Genomic DNA, 18,373 nt, shown 5'->3' with positions numbered 1-18,373 from the left:
AGCCACCCCACTCCCACCTCCCGCAACTCCTACCTCCGCCTCTTCGACGTCCCCGGCGCCCGCGCCTTCATCGTCGGCAATCTGATCGCCCGGCTGCCCATGGGCATGTTCGGCGTCAGCGCCGTGATCATGATCGCGGCGGCCTACGACTCGTACGCCCTCGCGGGCGGCGTGACCGCCACCGGCATGGCCGCCGGGGCCCTCACCGCCCCCTGGATCGCCCGGCTCGTCGACCGGTACGGCCAGGCGCGGATCGCGGTCCCCGCCACCGTCCATGCCGTCCTCGGCCATCTGGTCCTGCTGCTCTGCGTCCACGAGAAGGCGCCCGTCTGGGCCCTGTTCGCCACCACCGCGCTCACCGCCACCTCGCCCAACACGGGGGGCATGTCCCGGGCCCGCTGGGCGCATCTCCTCAAGGGCGACCGGACCGCCCTGCACACCGCCAACGCCTTCGAACAGGCCACCGACGAGCTCTGCTTCATGCTCGGCCCGGTCGTCGCCGCGCTGCTCTGCTCCACGCTCTTCCCCGAGGCCGGCACCCTCGTCGGCGCCGTCCTGTTCCTCACCGGCGTCCTGGTCTTCGCCGCCCAGCGCTCCACCGAGCCGCCGGTGTCACCCCGTACCGCCACGGGCTCCCCGCTGCGCGTCCCCGGCATGACCCCGCTCCTGGCGGTCTTCCTCGCCACCGGCGCGGTCTTCGGCTCCATGGAGGTGGTGACCGTGGCGTACGTGGACGGCCCCGTCGCCGGTCCGGTGCTGGCACTCCAGGCCGCGGGCTCGTGCGCGGCGGGCCTCGTCCACGGCCGTGCCCGGCGCACCGTCCGGCTCCGCACCTGCCTGGCCGCGATGGCCGTCCTGATGACGATGCCGCTGCTCGCCGCCTCGACCGGCTCACTGCTCGCCCTCGCCGTCGGACTCCTCCTGGCGGGCATGGCGACGGCTCCGACCATGGTGACGGGCATGGGCCTGGTGCAACGCCTGACCCCGGCGTCCCAGCTCAACGAGGGCATGACGCTGGCCGTGACCGCCCTCCTCGGCGGCATCGCGGCCGGCTCCGCCACCGGCGGCTGGGCCGCCGACCACGCCCCGTTCGCGTCCTTCGGTTTCCTGGTCCCGGCCACCGCGGCCGCCGTGGCGCTGGCGCTCTGCGCGGCGACCAGGGTGGGCGGCCGGGCATGACGAAGGCCCGGCAGTCGGATGACTGCCGGGCCTTCGCCCACATGGGATGAGGTGTCCGAGGAGGCGGGCCTCTCGGACGCTCGGTGGAGATGGCGGGAATCGAACCCGCGTCCAACGGTACGGAAACAGGGCTTCTCCGTGCGCAGTCCGCTACGAGTTTCTCGGCCCCGGAGATCACACGGACAAGTCTCCGACGGGCTCAGTCACTGTTTGATTTCCCTCTGGCCCCCGTGACCGGGGCTAGAGGTTTAGATCCCTAAATGACGCCAGGATCCGGGTCGGGACCACCCCCGGGCTGACGCTCCTCACAGAGGCTTCTTGTCGTTACCTAAAATTAGGCAGCGAGGGCGAAGCGGGAGTTATCGCTCTTGGAGTTGGCGATTATTGGTTGCGACATATGGTTAACGAGATCATTGCCGCTTCCTCGACACGCTTCCCCTGCATCGGTATCCGCTGTCGAAACCGATCATCCCCATGTTGTTTTTTCAAAGGTCGCACCCGCTGTGAGGTGCGTGGCCCATCGTACGTGACCGACGGGCGCTGTCGCCAGCGTATTACCCGCGACCGCGCCGCTAGCCTGCCTGGGCCGCCCGCTGCTTGCGCTTGGCCGCCGCGATGGCCCGGTTCGTCTCGCGGGTGTCCTGCTTCTCGCGCAGGGTCTGGCGCTTGTCGAACTCCTTCTTGCCCTTGGCGAGCGCGATCTCGACCTTGACCCGGCCGTTCAGGAAGTACAGCGCGAGGGGCACGATCGTGTGACCCGTCTCCTGCGACTTCGCCTCCAGCTTGTCGATCTCCTCGCGGTGCAGCAGCAGCTTGCGCTTCCGCTTCGCCGAGTGGTTGGTCCAGCTGCCCTGCATGTACTCGGGCACATGGATGTTGTGCAGCCACGCCTCGTGCCGGTCGATCTGCACGAAGCCGTCGACCAGCGAGGCGCGGCCCATCCGCAGCGACTTCACCTCGGTGCCCATGAGCACCAGACCGCACTCATAGGTGTCGACGATGTGGTAGTCGTGGCGCGCCTTCTTGTTCTGCGCGATGATCTTGCGCTCGGGCGCCTTGTCCTGGTTCTTCTTCGCAGGCTTGCCCTGCACGTTCACGAGTCCCTTTGCCATAGTGCGCTCATTTTCGCACTACGAGCCCCCTCCGAGGCCACTCAATACCGTCTTCGCCTGTTCTTCCGCCCGTTCCCCGGCGGTCACGTCGGGGGTGATGCCCCGCCCGTCGACGGCGTGACCCGCCGGGGTGCGGTAGTGGCCGACGGTCAGCTCGGCGACGGAGCCGTCCGGCAGGGCGCTGGGCATCTGGACCGAACCCTTGCCGAAGGTGCGCGAGCCGACCGTGACGGCCCTGCCCCGGTCCTGGAGGGCTCCGGTGAGCAGCTCGGCCGCGCTCATCGTGCCGCCGTCGACCAGCGCCACCAGGGGCCTGCCGGTGTCACCGCCGCCCTCCGCGTACACGGCGCGCTGCTCGCCCTCCACGTCGTACGTGGCGACCAGACCGCCGTCGAGGAAGGCGGAGGCGGCCACGGCGGCCTCGGCGACCAGGCCGCCGGCGTTGCCCCGCAGGTCCAGGAGAACGCCGGCACCGGCCGGAGCGGCCCGTACCGCGTCCCGCACGCGCGTGCCCGCTCCCTTGGTGAAGGCGGCGACCCGGATCAGCAGGGTCCCGTCGTCGAGGCGGCGGACGGTGACCGGGTCCGTGGCGAGCCTGGCCCGGTGCAGCGTCCGGGTCCAGGCCGCGCGGCCGCGCTCGACCCGGAGGGCGACGCTGGAGCCGGGTACGCCGTCGCCGCGCAGGAGGGCGACGACCTCGGAGACCGAGAGCCCGTCGACCGGGCGGCCGTCGACGGAGACCAGCCGGTCGCCGGCCCGGAGCCCGGCCCTCTCGGCGGGGCCGCCGCTCTGCACCCGGGTCACCCGGACCCTGCCCCCGGCGGCCCGGCCGGCGGAGAGCCCCACGCCGGTGTACGTGCCGTCGAGGGCCTGCTCGAACTCGGCGTACTCCCTCTTGTCGTACACCGCGCCCCAGCGGTCTCCGCTGCGGCTGACGAACTCCTCGGCCGCCTGCTTGCCCGACTTGCCGTCCGCCATGGCGTCGGCTGCGGCCCGGTTCAGGGCGGCGCTGTCGACCGTCGAGGAGTCCCGGGACCCCTCCCCCGCGCGCAGGGTCGCCTCCGTGCGCCCGGCGGCGGACTCCTGCCGGGGCAGCGAGCCGGTGGCGGCGGCGGTGGCCAGGACCCCGGTGAAGACCAACGTCAGAACGGCCCCACGGAGCACTCCGCGGGGCCGGATACAGAGATGGTCGGTGCCGGCCGGCATGGCGCCCACTCTAGGACAAGGCGATGGCGCCGCACGGGCTTTGCCCGTACGACGCCATCCGTCGTCAGTGGTGTCTTCTCACACCTTCAGGTACTTGCGCAGCGCGATGAAAGCGGCCACCGCGGGCATCAGCAGCCCGATGGCGATCACCAGCGGCAGCTTGGCGAAGACGGCGTCCCAGCCGATGAAGTTGACGAGCTGCATCTTCTCCGCGAGCGCGATGCCGTGGTCGATGAGGAAGTACCGGCCGACGAGCAGCAGCACACAGGCGACCGCGCCACCGAGGAGTCCGGCGAACGCCGCCTCCATGATGAACGGCATCTGGATGTAGAAGCTGGACGCGCCGACGAGCCGCATGATCCCGGTCTCGCGGCGGCGGCTGAAGGCCGAGACGCGGACCGTGTTGACGATCAGCATCAGCGCGATGACCAGCATCAGCCCCATGACGCCGAGGGCGGCGATGTTCATGCCGTTCATCAGGTCGAAGAGGTTCTGCAGGATGCCCCGCTGGTCCGCGACCGACTCGACGCCGTCACGGCCGGCGAAGGCGGTGGCGACCACCTTGTACTTCTCCGGGTCCTTGAGCTTGACCCGGAACGACTCCTGCATCTGGTCCGGCGTCACGACGGAGGCGATGGCGGTGTCGCCGTACTGCTCCTTGTACCGCTTGAACGCCTCGTCGGCCGTCTCGTGCATGACGGTGTCGACGATGTCCATCTTCTTCAGATCGGCCTCGATCTGCTCCTTCTGCTGCGCCGTGACCGCGCCCTTGGCGCACTTGGCCGCGGAGGCCGCGTCGGCCTTGTTGCAGAGGAAGATGGAGACGTTGACCTTGTCGTACCAGTAGTCCTTCATCGTGCTGACCTGCTCGCGCATGAGCAGCGCACCGCCGAACAGGGCGAGTGAGAGGGCCACGGAGACGATGACGGCGAACGTCATCGTGAGATTGCGCCGGAGACCGACGCCGATCTCGGAGAGCACGAACTGAGCGCGCATGGTGTGTTGAGTCCCCTACCTGCTCAGTGCTGGTAACCGTAGACGCCGCGGGCCTGGTCGCGGACGAGGCGGCCCTTCTCCAGCTCGATGACGCGCTTGCGCATCTGGTCGACGATGTTCTGGTCGTGGGTCGCCATGACGACGGTGGTCCCTGTCCTGTTGATGCGGTCGAGCAGCTTCATGATGCCGACCGAGGTCTGCGGGTCGAGGTTGCCGGTGGGCTCGTCGGCGATCAGCAGCATCGGGCGGTTGACGAAGGCCCGGGCGATGGCGACGCGCTGCTGCTCACCACCGGAGAGCTCGCCCGGCATCCGGTCCTCCTTGCCGCCGAGCCCGACCAGGTCGAGCACCTGCGGCACGGCCTTGCGGATCTCGCCGCGCGGCTTGCCGATGACCTCCTGGGCGAAGGCCACGTTCTCGGCGACGGTCTTGTTGGGAAGGAGGCGGAAGTCCTGGAAGACGGTGCCGAGCTGACGCCGCATGTGCGGCACCTTCCAGTTGGAGAGCCGGGCCAGGTCCTTGCCGAGGACGTGCACCTGGCCTTGGCTGGCGCGCTCCTCACGGAGGAGCAGCCGCAGGAAAGTCGACTTTCCGGAGCCGGACGAACCGACGAGGAAGACGAACTCCCCCTTCTCGATCTCCAGGGATACATCCCGGAGCGCGGGGCGGTTCTGCTTCGGATAGGACTTGGAGACGTTGTCGAATCGGATCACGGATGCACCACGGTCGGCCGGGAGTAGGTGTGCGTGACCTTACGCGACCGGGGAAGACCCGCGCAGTCGCGGTTCCGGCTTGCGACGTTTATCCTTTTCGCCCTCGCGGACGGAGCGTCCGCGATCCGGTGGGGCGCGCCGAAACGCCGTCGAGCTGGCACAGTGGTAGGGGGAACGTCCGGACACCGTCGGACGTTGTCCTGGTGTTACCCCAGTGCGGGAGGAGGAGAGCGCATGACCTACGACCGACTGGTGTGCGCCAACTGCGCGGCCCCGGTCGCCGAGGGCCGCTGCCCCGTCTGCCGCGCGAACCGGGAGCGACTGACCCCGCAGGGTGGTCTGTCGCCCGCGATGCTGCTGACGCTGGCGATCGCCCTGCTGGCTGCGATCGCCCTGCTCGCGGCGGTCCGTACGGTCTAGCGGACCGCACGGCGTCCACACGAGCCGGAACCATGAGGAAGGGCCGGGGAGCATCTCCCCGGCCCTTCCTCATGCTCTGTACGTCACGCGCCGTACGGATCCACCCTCGCGGCCGGATCAGACGGCGGCGCGGCCACCGCCGACGAGACGCGGCAGCATACGGAAGCCGATGCCACCGGCGATCATGGTCGCGGCGCCGATGATCAGGAACGAGGTCTCGGCCGCACCGGTCTCGGCGAGCTCCTCCTTCGCCTGACCCTGCTGCACGGGCTGCGAGCCGGCGTTGTTGGTGTCGGTGTTGCTGTTGCCGCTGTCCACGCACTCGGCGCCGTCGAGGTCGACGGTGCAGGTGCCGGCGTCACCGTTGTCGGTGTCGTCGTCGGTCGGGCCGGTCGTCTCGACCGGGCCCGGAGCCGTGGTCTCGCCCGTGGGAGGCGTGGTCTCACCCGTGCCCGGAGGCGTGGTCTCGACCGGCGGCGTCGTCACCGGCGGCGTGGTCACCGGCGGAGGCGTCTCCTGGCACCCGGCGGTTCCCGGGATGCACGTGGGCGTCGGAGTCGGCGGGTCGTCACCGAACGCGCCCACGGCCTGCGCCGCACCCGCCGCCGTCAGCGACGCACCGGCCGCGATCACCGCACCGGCGGCGACGCGCGCGATACGGATTCGCATCTGCTTGGTCATCTGGCTGCTACCCCCAGTAGCTCATCTCGTCATGGGGCAGCGCTCGGGGCACGCGACAGAGGCGGCTCACTGCTGGGCCCGCCCCCGTTCGCACGCGCCCCAGAAATGCGCATGCCAGTACGCCACCCTTCCGAGTTTCCGATGAAGCGTCAAGGTCGTTGCGCGTGCGATGCCCGAAAGATCACGACGTGTCCCACATACGACGATGCAACTGTGACGTAAACCCAGAACTCCGGGTCCCGCACTGCCAGTTCCCTTGTCGACAAAGCTCCCCGGCGGCCCCGTTTCCGCTTGCGTCAGCGAATCCGCCGCGCGGACGGGGGCCGCCGCGCGGAATGACGACGGGCCCCGCACCATGACGGTGCGGGGCCCGAACGTGCCGTGTTCCGGGGTTACTTCTCCTGCTGCTTGCGCCAGCGGATGCCCGCCTCCAGGAAGCCGTCGATCTCGCCGTCGAGGACGGACTGCGGGTTGCCGACCTCGAACTCCGTACGGAGGTCCTTGACCATCTGGTACGGGTGCAGGACGTACGAGCGCATCTGGTTGCCCCAGGAGCTGCCGCTGTCCTTCAGGGCGTCCATCTTGGCCCGCTCCTCCTGGCGCTGGCGCTCAAGGAGCTTGGCCTGGAGGACGTTCATGGCGCTCGCCTTGTTCTGGATCTGCGAGCGCTCGTTCTGGCAGGAGACGACGATGCCGGTCGGGAGGTGCGTGATGCGCACGGCCGAGTCGGTCGTGTTGACGCCCTGGCCGCCGGGGCCCGAGGCGCGGTAGACGTCGACGCGCAGCTCGGACTCGTCGATCTCGACGTGGTCGGAGGACTCGACGACCGGCAGGATCTCGACACCGGCGAAGGAGGTCTGGCGACGCCCCTGGTTGTCGAAGGGCGAGATGCGGACCAGGCGGTGGGTGCCCTGCTCGACGGAGAGCGTGCCGTAGGCGTACGGCGCCTTCACCACGAAGGTGGTCGACTTGATGCCGGCCTCCTCCGCGTACGAGGTCTCGTAGATCTCGGTCGAGTAGCCGTGGCGCTCCGCCCAGCGCAGGTACATGCGCTGGAGCCGCTCGGCGAAGTCGGAGGCGTCGACGCCACCGGCCTCCGCGCGGATGTTGACCAGGGCCTCGCGCTCGTCGTACTCGCCGGAGAGGAGGGTGCGGACCTCCATCTCGTCGAGGGCCTTGCGGACGGAGGTGAGCTCCGTCTCGGCCTCGGCGAGGGTGTCCGGGTCGTCCATCTCCTCCGCGAGCTCGAAGAGCACCGCGAGGTCGTCGATGCGCCCGCGCAGGGTCTCGGCCTTGCGGACCTCGGCCTGCAGGTGCGAAAGCTTGCTCGTGATCTTCTGCGCCGCCTCCGGGTCGTCCCACAGGGACGGGGCCGCGGCCTGCTCTTCGAGCACGGCGATGTCGGCCCTCAGCTTCTCGAGGTCCAGGACGGCCTCGATCGACCCCATGGTCGAGGAGAGGGACTTCAGCTCTTCTGATACATCGACGACTGCCACGCGTCCAGCGTAACGGCTCGCCGCCGCTGTTACGGCAGGGAGGACTGCTTGGAGTCCTGCGGCGGGGTGTCGGCGTCCCCGGAGGACGCCAGGTAGCCGCCCGCGCCGAGGGCGCCCGCGACCACCACCGCCGCGATGGTGAGGGTGATCCGGCGCTTGCGGACCGCCTCGGCCTTGTGGCGGGCCGAGCCGGGTCTGCGGGCCCCCGCGGGGCGCGGGGCGCGGGCCGTGCCCAGGGGGCCGCCGGAGAGCTCGTCGGGGGCCGGGACCCGCATGGAGGTGTGGGTGTCGCGGTTGGAGTCGGCGGAGGCGCCGGGGACGAGCGGGACGGCGGCCCGGCGCGGACCCGGCTCCCCCGCGCCCGCGCCGGTCGCGAACGCGTCCTCCTCGTACGTCTCCGGCGCCGGCTCCGCGTCCGGCTCGTCCACGTCGAGCGGCGGGATGCCCTTGAGCAGCGGCAGGACGTCCTTGAGGCGGGCCGCGAGCTCGGAGGCGCGCAGCCGGGAGGCCGGGGCCTTGGCCAGGCACTGCACGATCAGCTGCCACAGCTCCTCGGGGATGCCGGGCAGCGGGACGACGGTCTCGGTGACGTGGCGGCGCAGCACGGCGCCGGGGTGGCCGCCGCCGAAGGGGGTGAAGCCGGCGAGCAGCTCGTACAGGACGGTCGCGAGGGCGTAGATGTCGACGGCCGCGCGCGGCGGGAGCCCCTCGACGATCTCGGGGGCGAGGTAGTCGGGGGTGCCGATGATCCGGGTGGCCTTGGTGCGGCCCGGCGTGTCGATCAGCTTGGCGACGCCGAAGTCGGTGAGCAGGGCGGGGTGCGCGCCGCCGGGTCCGAGCGGTCCCTCCATGTCGAGCAGGATGTTCTCCGGCTTGACGTCCCGGTGGACGATCCCGGCGGCGTGCGCGGCCGCGAGGGCGTCGGCGACGTCGGCGACGATCGCGACGGCGGCCTCGGGGGCGAGCCTGCGTTCCCGGTCGAGGCGGGTGCGCAGGTCGGTGCCGCGCACGAGGTCCATGACGAGGGCCAGGTCGTTGCCGTCGACGACGAGGTCGCGGACCTTGACCACGCGGGGGTGGTCGAGACCGAGCAGGGCGGTCCGCTCCTGGACGAAGCGGCCGACGAGCTCCTGGTCGGAGGCCAGGTCCTCGCGCAGCAGTTTGACGGCGACGGGACCCTCGGGCCCCTCGCCGAGCCACACCGTTCCTGCACTGCCCCGCCCCAGGATCTGGTGGGTGGTGTAGCGGCTGCCGATGTTCCGTGCCAAGACTGCTCCCTCAGCGGCTGCGGTTCGCGTGCAAAGTTACGCGTCCGCAGCCGCCGGACGTCACTTCCGAGGGGAAATCACCCCTCGGAAGTCGATAAATCGGCAGTATTGCGTCGTCCCGCGGTGTCACTGCCCGGTCGTACCGCCGGTAGCACCGGTGGAGTCGGCGGTCTGGCCGATCTCGGAGAACCAGTCGGTCACCTTCGAGATGCCGTCGCCGATGGCCTCCCAGTAGCTCTTGCCCTCGGCGATCCAGTCCTGGAGCGGGGTCAGCTCCCAGACGAGCCAGCCCGCGACCACGAACAGGACGATCATGACCAGGCAGCCCTTGAGGCAGCCGAGGCCGGGGATCCGCACCGGGTTGGCGCTGCGCTGACGCGGCGGACGCGGCTCGCGCGGGGCCGGGGCCTGGGGCGGTGGCTGCGGCGGGGTGTACTGCTGCTGGGGCTGCACGTACTGCTGCGGGGCGGGCGGCGGCGGCGCGTACTGCTGCGGCTGGTGCTGCTGCTGGTGCTGCGGCGGGTACGGCTGCTGCGGCCGCTGCTGCGCGGGACGCTGCTGCTGGTACGGCTGAGGCGGCTGCTGCCCGTACTGGCCCTGCTGTCCCTGCTGCCCGTACTGGCCGGGCCGCTGGTCCTGCGGGGGCTGCTGCCGCTGCGGACGGCGGCGCAGCGGGTCCTGGCTCGGGTCCAGGTACTGCACCTGCGTCTGCTCGTTGCGGTCGCGGGCCGCGCGGAGCTGGCTCTGCCAGGGGTGCGGCTCCTCGGACTGCGCGCCCTGCGGCGGCTGCGGCGGTACGGGGGGCATGACGGCCGTCGGGTCGGCGGCGCCCGCCGTGCCGCTGGTCGGCATGACGCTGGTCGCGCCGGCGGGGTCGTACCGCGGCGGCATCCCGGCGCCGCTGGGCAGCACCTGGGTGGGGTCGGCCGCCCCGGCCTCGGGGGTCTGCGGAACGGGCGCGGGCGCCGGGTCCGGGGCGAGGAGCGCGCCGACGCCCTCGGCCGCCTCGATCTGGGCGGGCGTGGAGTGCACGCCGATGCCGGCGGCGACCGCGCGCAGACCGCGCGCGAGGTTCACCGCGCTCGGCCGCCGGTCCGGGTCCTTGCTGAGGCAGCGCTCTATCACCGTCCACAGGGGTCCGGGCACGGTCGAGGGCCTGCGGGGCTCCTCGCTGAGGTGCCGGTGGAGGACCTCCAGGGCGGTGCCGCCCGCGAACGGAGGCCGGCCGGTGACCAGCTCGTACAGCAGGATGCCGGCGCCGTAGATGTCGACGGCGGAGGTCTGCGGGCGGCCCTCGGCGGACTCCGGCGCCACGTACGCGGGCGTGCCGACGAACTCGTGGGTGCGGGTGAGGCCCGGGGAGTCCGCGAGGCGCGCGATGCCGAAGTCGGTGAGCATCGGGTGCATCTGGCCGCCCTGCTCGGCGAGCAGGACGTTGGCCGGCTTCAGGTCGCGGTGGACGACGCCGTCGGCGTGGCTGGCGGCGAGCGCGTCGGCGATCTGGGCGGTCAGGAGGGCCGCGGCGACCGGGGTGAGCGGGCCGCTGTCCCGGATGTACCGGTGCAGGTCGGGGCCCTCGACGAGGTCCATGACGAGCGCGAGGACATCGCCCTCGACGACCAGGTCACGGGTGCGCACGATGTTGGGGTGGGTGAGCCGGAGCAGCACGGACCGCTCGCGCAGGAAGCGCATCACGATGTCCGCGTCGTTGGCCAGCTCCTCCTTGAGGACCTTGATCGCGACGGTCTCGCCGGGCTGGCCGGGCACGGCCGCCTCGGCGCCCGCCGTCTCCCGCTGGCGGGCTCGCCAGACGGTGCCCGTGGCGCCGCGGCCGAGCGGCTCCTCGAGCAGGTACTTGCTGCCGATAGGCCGCACGTCACGCGCTCCCTGCTGATCGTGGTCCTGGGGTGATCCGGTGGTGTTCCCGGGGTCCCTGTCCTGAGTTGTGACCCGTCCGGGTGTCCGACCCACTTTAGTGCCGCCGAACGGGGTACCGGCCGGTCGTCCACAGGCCGATTCCGATTCCGGCGGCCCACCGGGGGCGGGCGGGTGCCGTGCCGACGTCGGTGTCGGCGCGTGCCTTCGCCGGACCGGGCCCGGGTCGGCCCGGGCGGGTCCGGTCTGTCCGAAAGAAGACGCTTCCGGAAGCGAGACGGTTGCCGGGCATGTTCCGAAGGCAAGCCCAACCAGGCACTTTTGCGTCCACAGCCGACCATTCAAGATCACTTCCGGCCGACCCGGGGGCGGGTTGTCGGTGGCAGGTGCGAGGATGCCTCCAGCACGTCGCATCGGTGGGGTCGGGAGCCCCCGCGCCGTGCCGACCTGTACCGGGCGACGCGTCCGTGCCGGGTGGGGGGATTCACAGGGCGGTTCCCCTGCCGGGCATCACGCAGAAGGGACCGCTGACGGCGATGCAGATCCGGCTGACCGTCCTCGCGCCGTACGCCGGCCATGGCGCCGGACGTACCTGCGACGTGCTCGTCACGGCCCCCGCCGGGACGGCCCTGGCCGCCGTGGCCTCGAATCTCGCCGCCGCCGTCACCGGCCCCGACACCTCCGCCTCGGGCACCACCGTGCTCTACGCGGGCGCGGAGCGGCTCGACGGCCGCCGGTGCGTGCTCGGCGAGCCCCCGCTGGTCGACGGCGCGGTCCTCTCCCTCCAGGTCCCCGGCCCCGACGACCGCGTCGGCGAGGCCGCCGCGGCCCGGCTGCACGTGGTGGCGGGCCCGGACGCGGGCGGCGTGCACCTGCTGCACGGCGGAGTGATCAGAATCGGCCGTTCCGTGGACGCCGACGTGCCGCTCGACGACCCCGACGTCTCCCGCGCGCACTGCACGGTGACCGTCGGCGAGGACGGCCGGGTCACGGTCGCCGACCGGGGCTCGACGAACGGCACGACCGTCGACGGCACACCCGTCGGCGACCGCCCGGTCCCCTTCCGGCCGGGCGCGCTGCTGCGCCTCGGCGAGTCCGCCCTCCGTCTGACCGGTCCCGGCGACGACCTCGGCGGTACGGAGACGAGGGCGACGGCACCGGACGGCGAGGGCCACCTGCGCGTGGCGCCGCCCGGAGCCGACGGACGGGCTCCGGCGGCGGACGACCGGCCCGCCCACGCGGGCGTGCCCCGCACGACGGCAGGCGGCCCGGTGGACGACACCACCCACGGCGGGGCGCGCGGCGTCCCGCTCGGCGGGGCCCCCGGGAGCGCGTACGACGACCCGTACGGTCCGGGCGGCGCCCTCGATCGCGGTACGGACTCCCCCGGCGCGGGCCACTCCCGCGCGGGCGACCACCCCGGCGGTCACGAAGGCCCCGACGGCGGCGGCGAGGCCCACAGCAGGACCCGCCCGTACCGCGGCGACACTCCCCCGGACCCGGCCGGTCCCCCGCGCGCGGGTGGCGGCGGCAAGCGGGGCCTCGGTGCCTGGGCCCGGCGACTGACCGGCGGGCGCGAGGATCTCCCGGCGCCCGACGCCGGCCCCCGTCCGGCTCCCGACACCCACGCGGGCGCCCGCCTCGCAGCCGCGGCCCGGGTCGGCTCCCCGGCACCGATGCCGAAGGCCGACACCTGGCCCGACCCGGCCACCGTCCTGCTCACCGCCCTCGGTCCCGGCCCCCGGCTCTGGGAGCGCGGCCAGGACCACCCCGAATCCCTGGCGGTCCGGCTCGGCACCACGGACCGCGCCGACCTCTCCGGCGTCCCGGTCACCGTGGGCCTGCGGGAGGCCGGTTCGCTGGGCCTCGCCGGACCCACCGACCGGCTCGCCGGTCTCGCCCGCTCGGTCGTCGCCCAGCTCGCCGCCCTGCACTCCCCCTCCGACCTGGAGATCGTGCTGATCAGCGCCGACCGGAACCGCTCCCTCGACGAGCGGCGCCGGGCCTGGGGCTGGCTCGGCTGGCTCCCGCACGTCCGGCCGGCCCACGGCCAGGACTGCCGGCTGCTCCTGGCGTACGACCGCGAGCAGGCCCAGGCCCGTACGGCGGAGCTGACCCGGCGGCTCGACGACGGTCCGCTCGGCCCCGGCTGGCCCAGCGCCGACCGCGCGTCCGTCGCCGAGGCGGCGGCCCGGCACGAGGGGCCGACGACGGTCGTGGTCGTCGACGGCGACCCCGGTTCCGCGGCCCTGCGCGAAACCGTCGCCCGACTGGCCGGAGCCGGAGCGGCGGCCGGGATCCATCTCCTGTGCCTCGCCGAGGCGCCCTCGGCCTCCCCGGTCTCCCCGGTGGCCGCCACCTACGAGACGGCGTGCGCCGCGTCCCTCGCGTTCCGCGAGTGCGGGGCCGCCGCGCTCCTCAGCGGCGACGTGGCGACGGCGCTGCGGCTGCTCAGGACCTCCGGCGGTCGGGTCGCCGGCCACGGCACCGTCGGTGTCGTCGACGCGGTCTCCGTCGCCTGGGCCGAGCGGTTCGGCCGTGCGCTCGCCCCCTTGCGTACGGACACGACGGCGGCGCCCGGCGCGCGTGCCGCCGCGCTGCCCCCGTCGGCCCGCCTCCTCGACGAGCTCGGGCTCGCCCGTGCCACCCCCGCCTCCCTGATGGCCCGCTGGGCCTCCGCCGCGGACGGCACGGCCGTCCTGGGCGCCGGACCGCGCGGCCCGCTGGCCGTGGACCTCACCCGCGAGGGCCCGCACCTGCTGATCGAGGGACCCGCGGGCAGCGGGCGGACGGAGCTGCTCCGTTCGATCGCCGCCTCGCTCGCGGCCGGCGGCCGCCCCGACCGGCTCGGCCTGCTCCTGGTGGACGGGGCCGGCGGCGACCGCGGCGAAGGACTCGCGGTCTGTACGGAGCTGCCGCACGTCACGGAGCACCTGGTCGCCTCGGACCCGGTGCGGATGCGGGAGTTCGCGCAGGCCCTCGGCGCGGAGCTGAAGCGCCGGGCGGAGCTGCTCGGCGACAGCCACTTCGCCGACCGCCGGGGGACGCGCGCGGCGCCCACGGCGACCGCCGCCGACCGGCTGATCGGCCAGCGTGCCCCGAGCGCGGCGGAGTCCGTGCCCCAGGGTGCCCGCGCGACCGTCCGCCTCCAGGACTCCGGCGACCTCACGGACCGCCCGAGCGGCCGCACCCTGCGCACGGGCGACGGCACCATCGGCGCCCTCCCGAGCACGCGAAGCGGCCGCACGGACGGCCCGTACCCCGCGCCGGAGGACCTCGGCGGCCGCCCGAGCGGCCGGATCACGTACACGGGCGACCTCGACAGCTGGCCGAGCGGACGGAGCGCGTACCCCGGAGACCTCGACAGCCGGCCGAGCGGACGGAGCGCGTACCCCGGGTCCGAGGACCCGAACGGGCGTCCCAGCAGCCGCACCCTGCGCACGGGCGACGACGACCTCACCGACCACCCGAGCGGCCGCGTGGCCCGTGCCGGTGCGGAGGACCTGGGCGGCCACGGCAGTGGACGGGTGCCCCGTCCCGGGACCGAGGACCGCGGCGGACCCGGCGGCGGGCGCGTGCCCCGGCCCGGCGACGGTTCGCTCGACGAGCGGTCCGGTTCCCGGACCCGGACGGGCTCAGACGCCTTCCTGACCGATACGCCGAGCGGGCGGCTGCCCCGCCGGGACGGCGACGACCGTTTCGGCGGCCGTACCCTCCGCACCGGCGACGGCGACCTCACGGACCGCCCGAGCGGGCGTGTGTCCCGCACCGGGGCGGAGGACGTCGTCGGCCACGGCAGCGGGCGCGTGTCCCGGCCCGGGGACGGTGACCTCGGCGGGCACCCGAGCGGCCGCGTGCCCCGACCCGGCGACGGCGACCTCGTCGACCGCCGCGTGCCCCGACCCTCCGGTGAGGAGGCGGCCGGGCGGATCCCCCGGCCCGCCGGCGGCGAGCAGGGGCCCGGACAGGCCTCGGGCGGACCGGCCCACCTCCCCCGGCTCATCGTTCTCGTCGACGACTTCGACGCCCTCGTCGCCCCCGCCCTCGGCGCCTCCGGGCGCCCCGCCGCCGGGTCCGTCGTGCGGGCCCTGGAGGCCGTCGCGCGGAACGGCGAGCGGCTCGGTGTGCACCTCGTCGCGACCTCCGCGCGTCCCGACCGGACCGCCGACACGGAGCTGGCCCACGGGGCCCGGCTGCGGATCGTGCTCGACGCGCCCCCGGTGACCGCGGGACCGGACGTACCGGCCGCCGGGCGCGGGCGCCTCGGCCATCCGGACGGCCGGGTGACGCCCTTCCAGGCGGGCCGTGTCACCGGCCGCATCCCCCGGACGGCGACGCTCCGCCCCACCGTGGTGCCGCTGGAGTGGGAGCGGATGGGCGATCCGCCGACCCGCCGCCCGGTCCGCGAGCTGGGCAACGGACCGACGGATCTGGCCCTCCTCGCGAGCGCCCTCGACCGTGCCGCCCGTTCGGTCGAGGCGACACCCGTGCCCCCGCTGACCCCCGCGACCCACGGCTGACACGACGTCACGAGGGCGTCACGATCGCCCACTTGACACGGGAGGCGGTATTGCGGGGCCCCGTCACCGGGCGTAGACCTGTCGGCACGGGACAGCGAAGCGCACGGGAGAGACGGGGCAGCGATGCGTACAACTCTTCGTCCACGCAAGACCGCGGTGGCCATCACGGCGTTCACCGCGATCACGGCACTCACCCTCGCGGCCTGCGGTGGCGGCGGATCCGACAAGGACCCGGGGGAATCCGGGCCCAGCGGCGGCGCCCTTCCCCTCAAGGGCGAGAAGATCGAGGTCGCCGCCGTCTGGACGGGCCCCGAGCAGGAGAACTTCACCAAGGTCCTGAAGGAGTTCGAGAAGCGCACGGGCGCGATCGTCACCTTCGTGCCCGCCCAGGACCCGATCGTGAACTTCCTCGGTACGAAGATCGCGGGCGGCTCACCCCCGGACGTGGCGATGCTCCCGCAGGTCGGCGCGATCCAGCAGGCCGCCGCGCAGAAGTGGCTGAAGCCGGTCGGCCCGGAGGCCAAGGCCCAGCTGGCCGCCAACTACTCGCGCGGCTGGCAGGAGCTCGGCGCGGTCGACGGCACCCAGTACGGGGTCTACTTCAAGGCCGCCAACAAGTCCCTGGTCTGGTACAACGCCGCGGTCTTCGAGAGCGCCGGCGCGACCGAGCCGAAGACCTGGAAGGAGTTCCTCACGACCGCCGAGACGATCTCGGCCTACGGCGTCACCCCGGTCTCGGTCGGCGGCGCGGACGGCTGGACCCTCACCGACTGGTTCGAGAACATCTACCTCTCCCAGGCGGGCCCGGCCAAGTACGACCAGCTGGCGAAGCACACGATCAAGTGGACCGACCCGTCCGTCACGGCGGCCCTGACCACGCTCGGCGAACTCTTCGGCAAACCGGCGCTGCTCGCGGGCGGCACGAGCGGCGCGCTGCAGACGGAGTACCCGGTGTCGGTCACCCAGACCTTCACGGGCGGCGACACCCCCAAGGGGGCGATGGTCTTCGAGGGCGACTTCGCGGCCGTCAACATCGCCCAGACGAAGGCGAGGATCGGGACGGACGCGAAGGTCTTCCCGTTCCCCACCGTCGGCACGGGCACCACCCCCGTGGTGACGGCCGGGGACGCGGCCGTGGCCCTCAAGGACACCAAGGGCGCACAGGCGCTGCTCGCCTTCCTCGCCTCCCCGGACGCGGCGAGGATCTGGGCGGCCGAGGGCGGCTTCGTCTCCCCCAACAAGAACCTGGACCCGTCGGCGTACCCGAACGACGTCCAGCGTGAGATCGCCAAGGCGCTGATCGGCGCCGGTGACGACTTCCGCTTCGACATGTCGGACCAGATGCCGCAGTCCTTCGGCGGAACGCCGGGCAAGGGCGAGTGGAAGGCCCTCCAGGACTTCCTGAAGAACCCGAAGGACATCGCGGGGACCCAGGCGCGTCTGGAGAAGGACGCGGAGAAGGCGTACCGGGCCGCGGCGAAGAGCTGAGCCCCCGGCATGCCGAGGCATCACACGCTCCGGAACACCGGAGGCAGGAGCAGGACGGTCGCGGCGGGGTTCCTGCTCCCCGCCCTGCTCCTGCTGGGCGCGCTCGTCGTCTACCCCATCGGGTACTCCGTCCAGCGCTCGTTCTTCGACAGCTCCGGCTCCTCCTTCGTCGGCCTGGACAACTACCTCGCCCTGGTCACCGACGACTCGCTCCGCACCGCCGCCCGCAACAACGTGATCTGGCTGGTCCTCGCCCCGGTGGTCGCGACCGCCCTCGGTCTGATCTTCGCCGTGCTCACCGAACGGGTGCGTTGGGGCACGGCGTTCAAGCTGATCGTGTTCATGCCGATGGCGATCTCGATGCTCGCCGCCGGGATCATCTTCCGGCTGGTCTACGAGCAGGACCCGGACCGCGGGGTCGCCAACGCCGTCTGGGTCGGGGTCCACGACACCTTCGCCGAGTCGTCCGGCTTCCCCCGGGCCCGGCCGCTGCCCGTCCATCCGCTGGAGGCGGCCGGCGGCGGCGCGTTCGTCACGAAGGAGCCGGTGCGCGCCGGGGAGCCCGTGCGGCTTCCGCTTATCGGGGTGGCGCCGGGCCAGATGCCGGAGGAGGCCCGCCCGGCACGGGCACCGGACGCGGCGCCGGATGCGCCGGACACGATCACCGGCACCGCCTGGCTGGACTTCACCCGGGGCGGCGGCGGCCGTCAGAACGCCGTCGACCCGGCCGAACTGGGCCTCGCGGGACTGCGGATCGAGGCCGTACGGGACGGCAAGGTGGTCGCACGGGCCACGGCGGCGGCCGACGGCTCCTTCACGCTGCCCGCCGACCGGGCCGACGGAGCCGTGCTGCGGCTGCCCGCGAGCAACTTCCGGGAGCAGTACAACGGCGTGGAGTGGCTCGGCCCCCGGCTCGTCACCCCGGCCGTGATCGGCGCGTACGTGTGGATGTGGGCGGGGTTCGCGATGGTGCTGATCGGCGCCGGGCTCGCCGCCGTCCCGCGCGAGCTGCTGGAGGCCGCGCGGGTGGACGGGGCGAACGAGTGGCAGGTGTTCCGCCGGATCACGGTGCCGCTGCTCGCCCCGGTCCTCGCGGTCGTCCTCGTCACCCTGATGATCAATGTGCTCAAGGTCTTCGACCTGGTCTTCGTCATCGCGCCGGGCTCCGCCCAGGACGACGCGAACGTGCTCGCGCTCCAGCTGTACCGCTCGTCGTTCGGTACGGACGCCGATCTCGGGGTCGGCTCGGCCATCGCCGTCCTGCTGCTGCTCCTGGTGGTCCCGGTGATGGTCGTCAACATCCGCCGCATGCGCCGGGAGGCCCGCCGATGAGTTCCTCCGCCACCCGCACGCGCGCGCGTACCGACGTCCCTCCACCGCTCGCGGGTTCCCCCGCGCCCCGGACGTTCGCGGCGCGGG

The 18,373-nt window shown here is 73.1% G+C and carries 13 protein-coding genes and 1 other RNA gene; 5 read left to right on the top strand and 9 right to left on the bottom strand.

The features are described 5' to 3' along the window. The coding region (locus AOK00_RS06430; RefSeq protein ID WP_055599342.1) for an MFS transporter at positions 1 to 1,179 on the top strand (1,179 nt) is incomplete at its 5' end. 81 nt (positions 1,180 to 1,260) lie between these two features. On the opposite strand, the gene ssrA is transcribed toward AOK00_RS06430, so the two are convergent. From ssrA to ftsE, 5 genes are all read right to left on the bottom strand, one after another. Beyond that, positions 1,261 to 1,653, bottom strand: a transfer-messenger RNA (tmRNA) gene (gene ssrA, locus AOK00_RS36355). Between the two features lie 98 nt (positions 1,654 to 1,751). Next, positions 1,752 to 2,291 (bottom strand): SsrA-binding protein SmpB, encoded by a 540-nt coding sequence (smpB, locus tag AOK00_RS06425; protein WP_051820739.1) that lies wholly within the window; start codon positions 2,289 to 2,291, stop codon positions 1,752 to 1,754. Between the two features lie 18 nt (positions 2,292 to 2,309). After that, positions 2,310 to 3,497, bottom strand: a complete 1,188-nt coding sequence (locus tag AOK00_RS06420; protein WP_055599341.1) for a S41 family peptidase — start codon at positions 3,495 to 3,497, stop codon at positions 2,310 to 2,312. Between the two features lie 78 nt (positions 3,498 to 3,575). Beyond that, entirely contained in the window at positions 3,576 to 4,493 is a 918-nt protein-coding gene (ftsX, locus tag AOK00_RS06415) for a permease-like cell division protein FtsX (RefSeq protein WP_055599340.1), read from the bottom strand. Between the two features lie 23 nt (positions 4,494 to 4,516). After that, positions 4,517 to 5,206 carry a cell division ATP-binding protein FtsE gene (gene ftsE / locus AOK00_RS06410; protein ID WP_030223113.1) on the bottom strand — a complete coding sequence of 230 codons (690 nt, stop codon included), beginning with the start codon at positions 5,204 to 5,206 and terminating at the stop codon, positions 4,517 to 4,519. Between the two features lie 234 nt (positions 5,207 to 5,440). Here ftsE and AOK00_RS06405 point away from each other — a divergent pair, with 234 nt between their 5' ends. After that, positions 5,441 to 5,626, top strand: coding sequence for a hypothetical protein (locus tag AOK00_RS06405; RefSeq protein WP_030324454.1), 186 nt, complete (start codon positions 5,441 to 5,443; stop codon positions 5,624 to 5,626). Positions 5,627 to 5,743: 117 nt separating this feature from the next. Here the strand turns inward: AOK00_RS06405 and AOK00_RS06400 are convergent, their stop codons facing one another. From AOK00_RS06400 to AOK00_RS06385, 4 genes are all read right to left on the bottom strand, one after another. Next, complete coding sequence (locus tag AOK00_RS06400; RefSeq protein ID WP_055599339.1) at positions 5,744 to 6,307, bottom strand: LPXTG cell wall anchor domain-containing protein; 564 nt, start codon at positions 6,305 to 6,307, stop codon at positions 5,744 to 5,746. Between the two features lie 392 nt (positions 6,308 to 6,699). Then, positions 6,700 to 7,803, bottom strand: a complete 1,104-nt coding sequence (prfB, locus tag AOK00_RS06395) for a peptide chain release factor 2 (protein WP_030324452.1) — start codon at positions 7,801 to 7,803, stop codon at positions 6,700 to 6,702. Positions 7,804 to 7,832: 29 nt separating this feature from the next. Beyond that, positions 7,833 to 9,071 carry a serine/threonine-protein kinase gene (locus AOK00_RS06390; protein WP_055599338.1) on the bottom strand — a complete coding sequence of 413 codons (1,239 nt, stop codon included), beginning with the start codon at positions 9,069 to 9,071 and terminating at the stop codon, positions 7,833 to 7,835. Positions 9,072 to 9,197: 126 nt separating this feature from the next. Beyond that, entirely contained in the window at positions 9,198 to 10,946 is a 1,749-nt protein-coding gene (locus AOK00_RS06385; RefSeq protein WP_055599337.1) for a serine/threonine-protein kinase, read from the bottom strand. Positions 10,947 to 11,482: 536 nt separating this feature from the next. Here AOK00_RS06385 and AOK00_RS38100 point away from each other — a divergent pair. The 3 genes from AOK00_RS38100 (at position 11,483) to AOK00_RS06370 (ending at position 18,286) form a co-directional block, all read left to right on the top strand. Then, positions 11,483 to 15,466 (top strand): FHA domain-containing protein, encoded by a 3,984-nt coding sequence (locus tag AOK00_RS38100; RefSeq protein ID WP_055599336.1) that lies wholly within the window; start codon positions 11,483 to 11,485, stop codon positions 15,464 to 15,466. 123 nt (positions 15,467 to 15,589) lie between these two features. Further along, complete coding sequence (locus AOK00_RS06375; RefSeq protein ID WP_055599335.1) at positions 15,590 to 16,954, top strand: ABC transporter substrate-binding protein; 1,365 nt, start codon at positions 15,590 to 15,592, stop codon at positions 16,952 to 16,954. A gap of 9 nt (positions 16,955 to 16,963) precedes the next feature. Further along, positions 16,964 to 18,286 (top strand): carbohydrate ABC transporter permease, encoded by a 1,323-nt coding sequence (locus AOK00_RS06370; protein ID WP_055599334.1) that lies wholly within the window; start codon positions 16,964 to 16,966, stop codon positions 18,284 to 18,286. Positions 18,287 to 18,373: the final 87 nt, after the last annotated feature.

It is taken from the genome of Streptomyces aureus, assembly GCF_001418135.1.
GTDB classification, from domain to species: domain Bacteria; phylum Actinomycetota; class Actinomycetes; order Streptomycetales; family Streptomycetaceae; genus Streptomyces; species Streptomyces aureus_A.
Note: the sequence above shows the minus strand (reverse complement) of the source record. Positions and strands in the feature narration are given on the sequence as shown.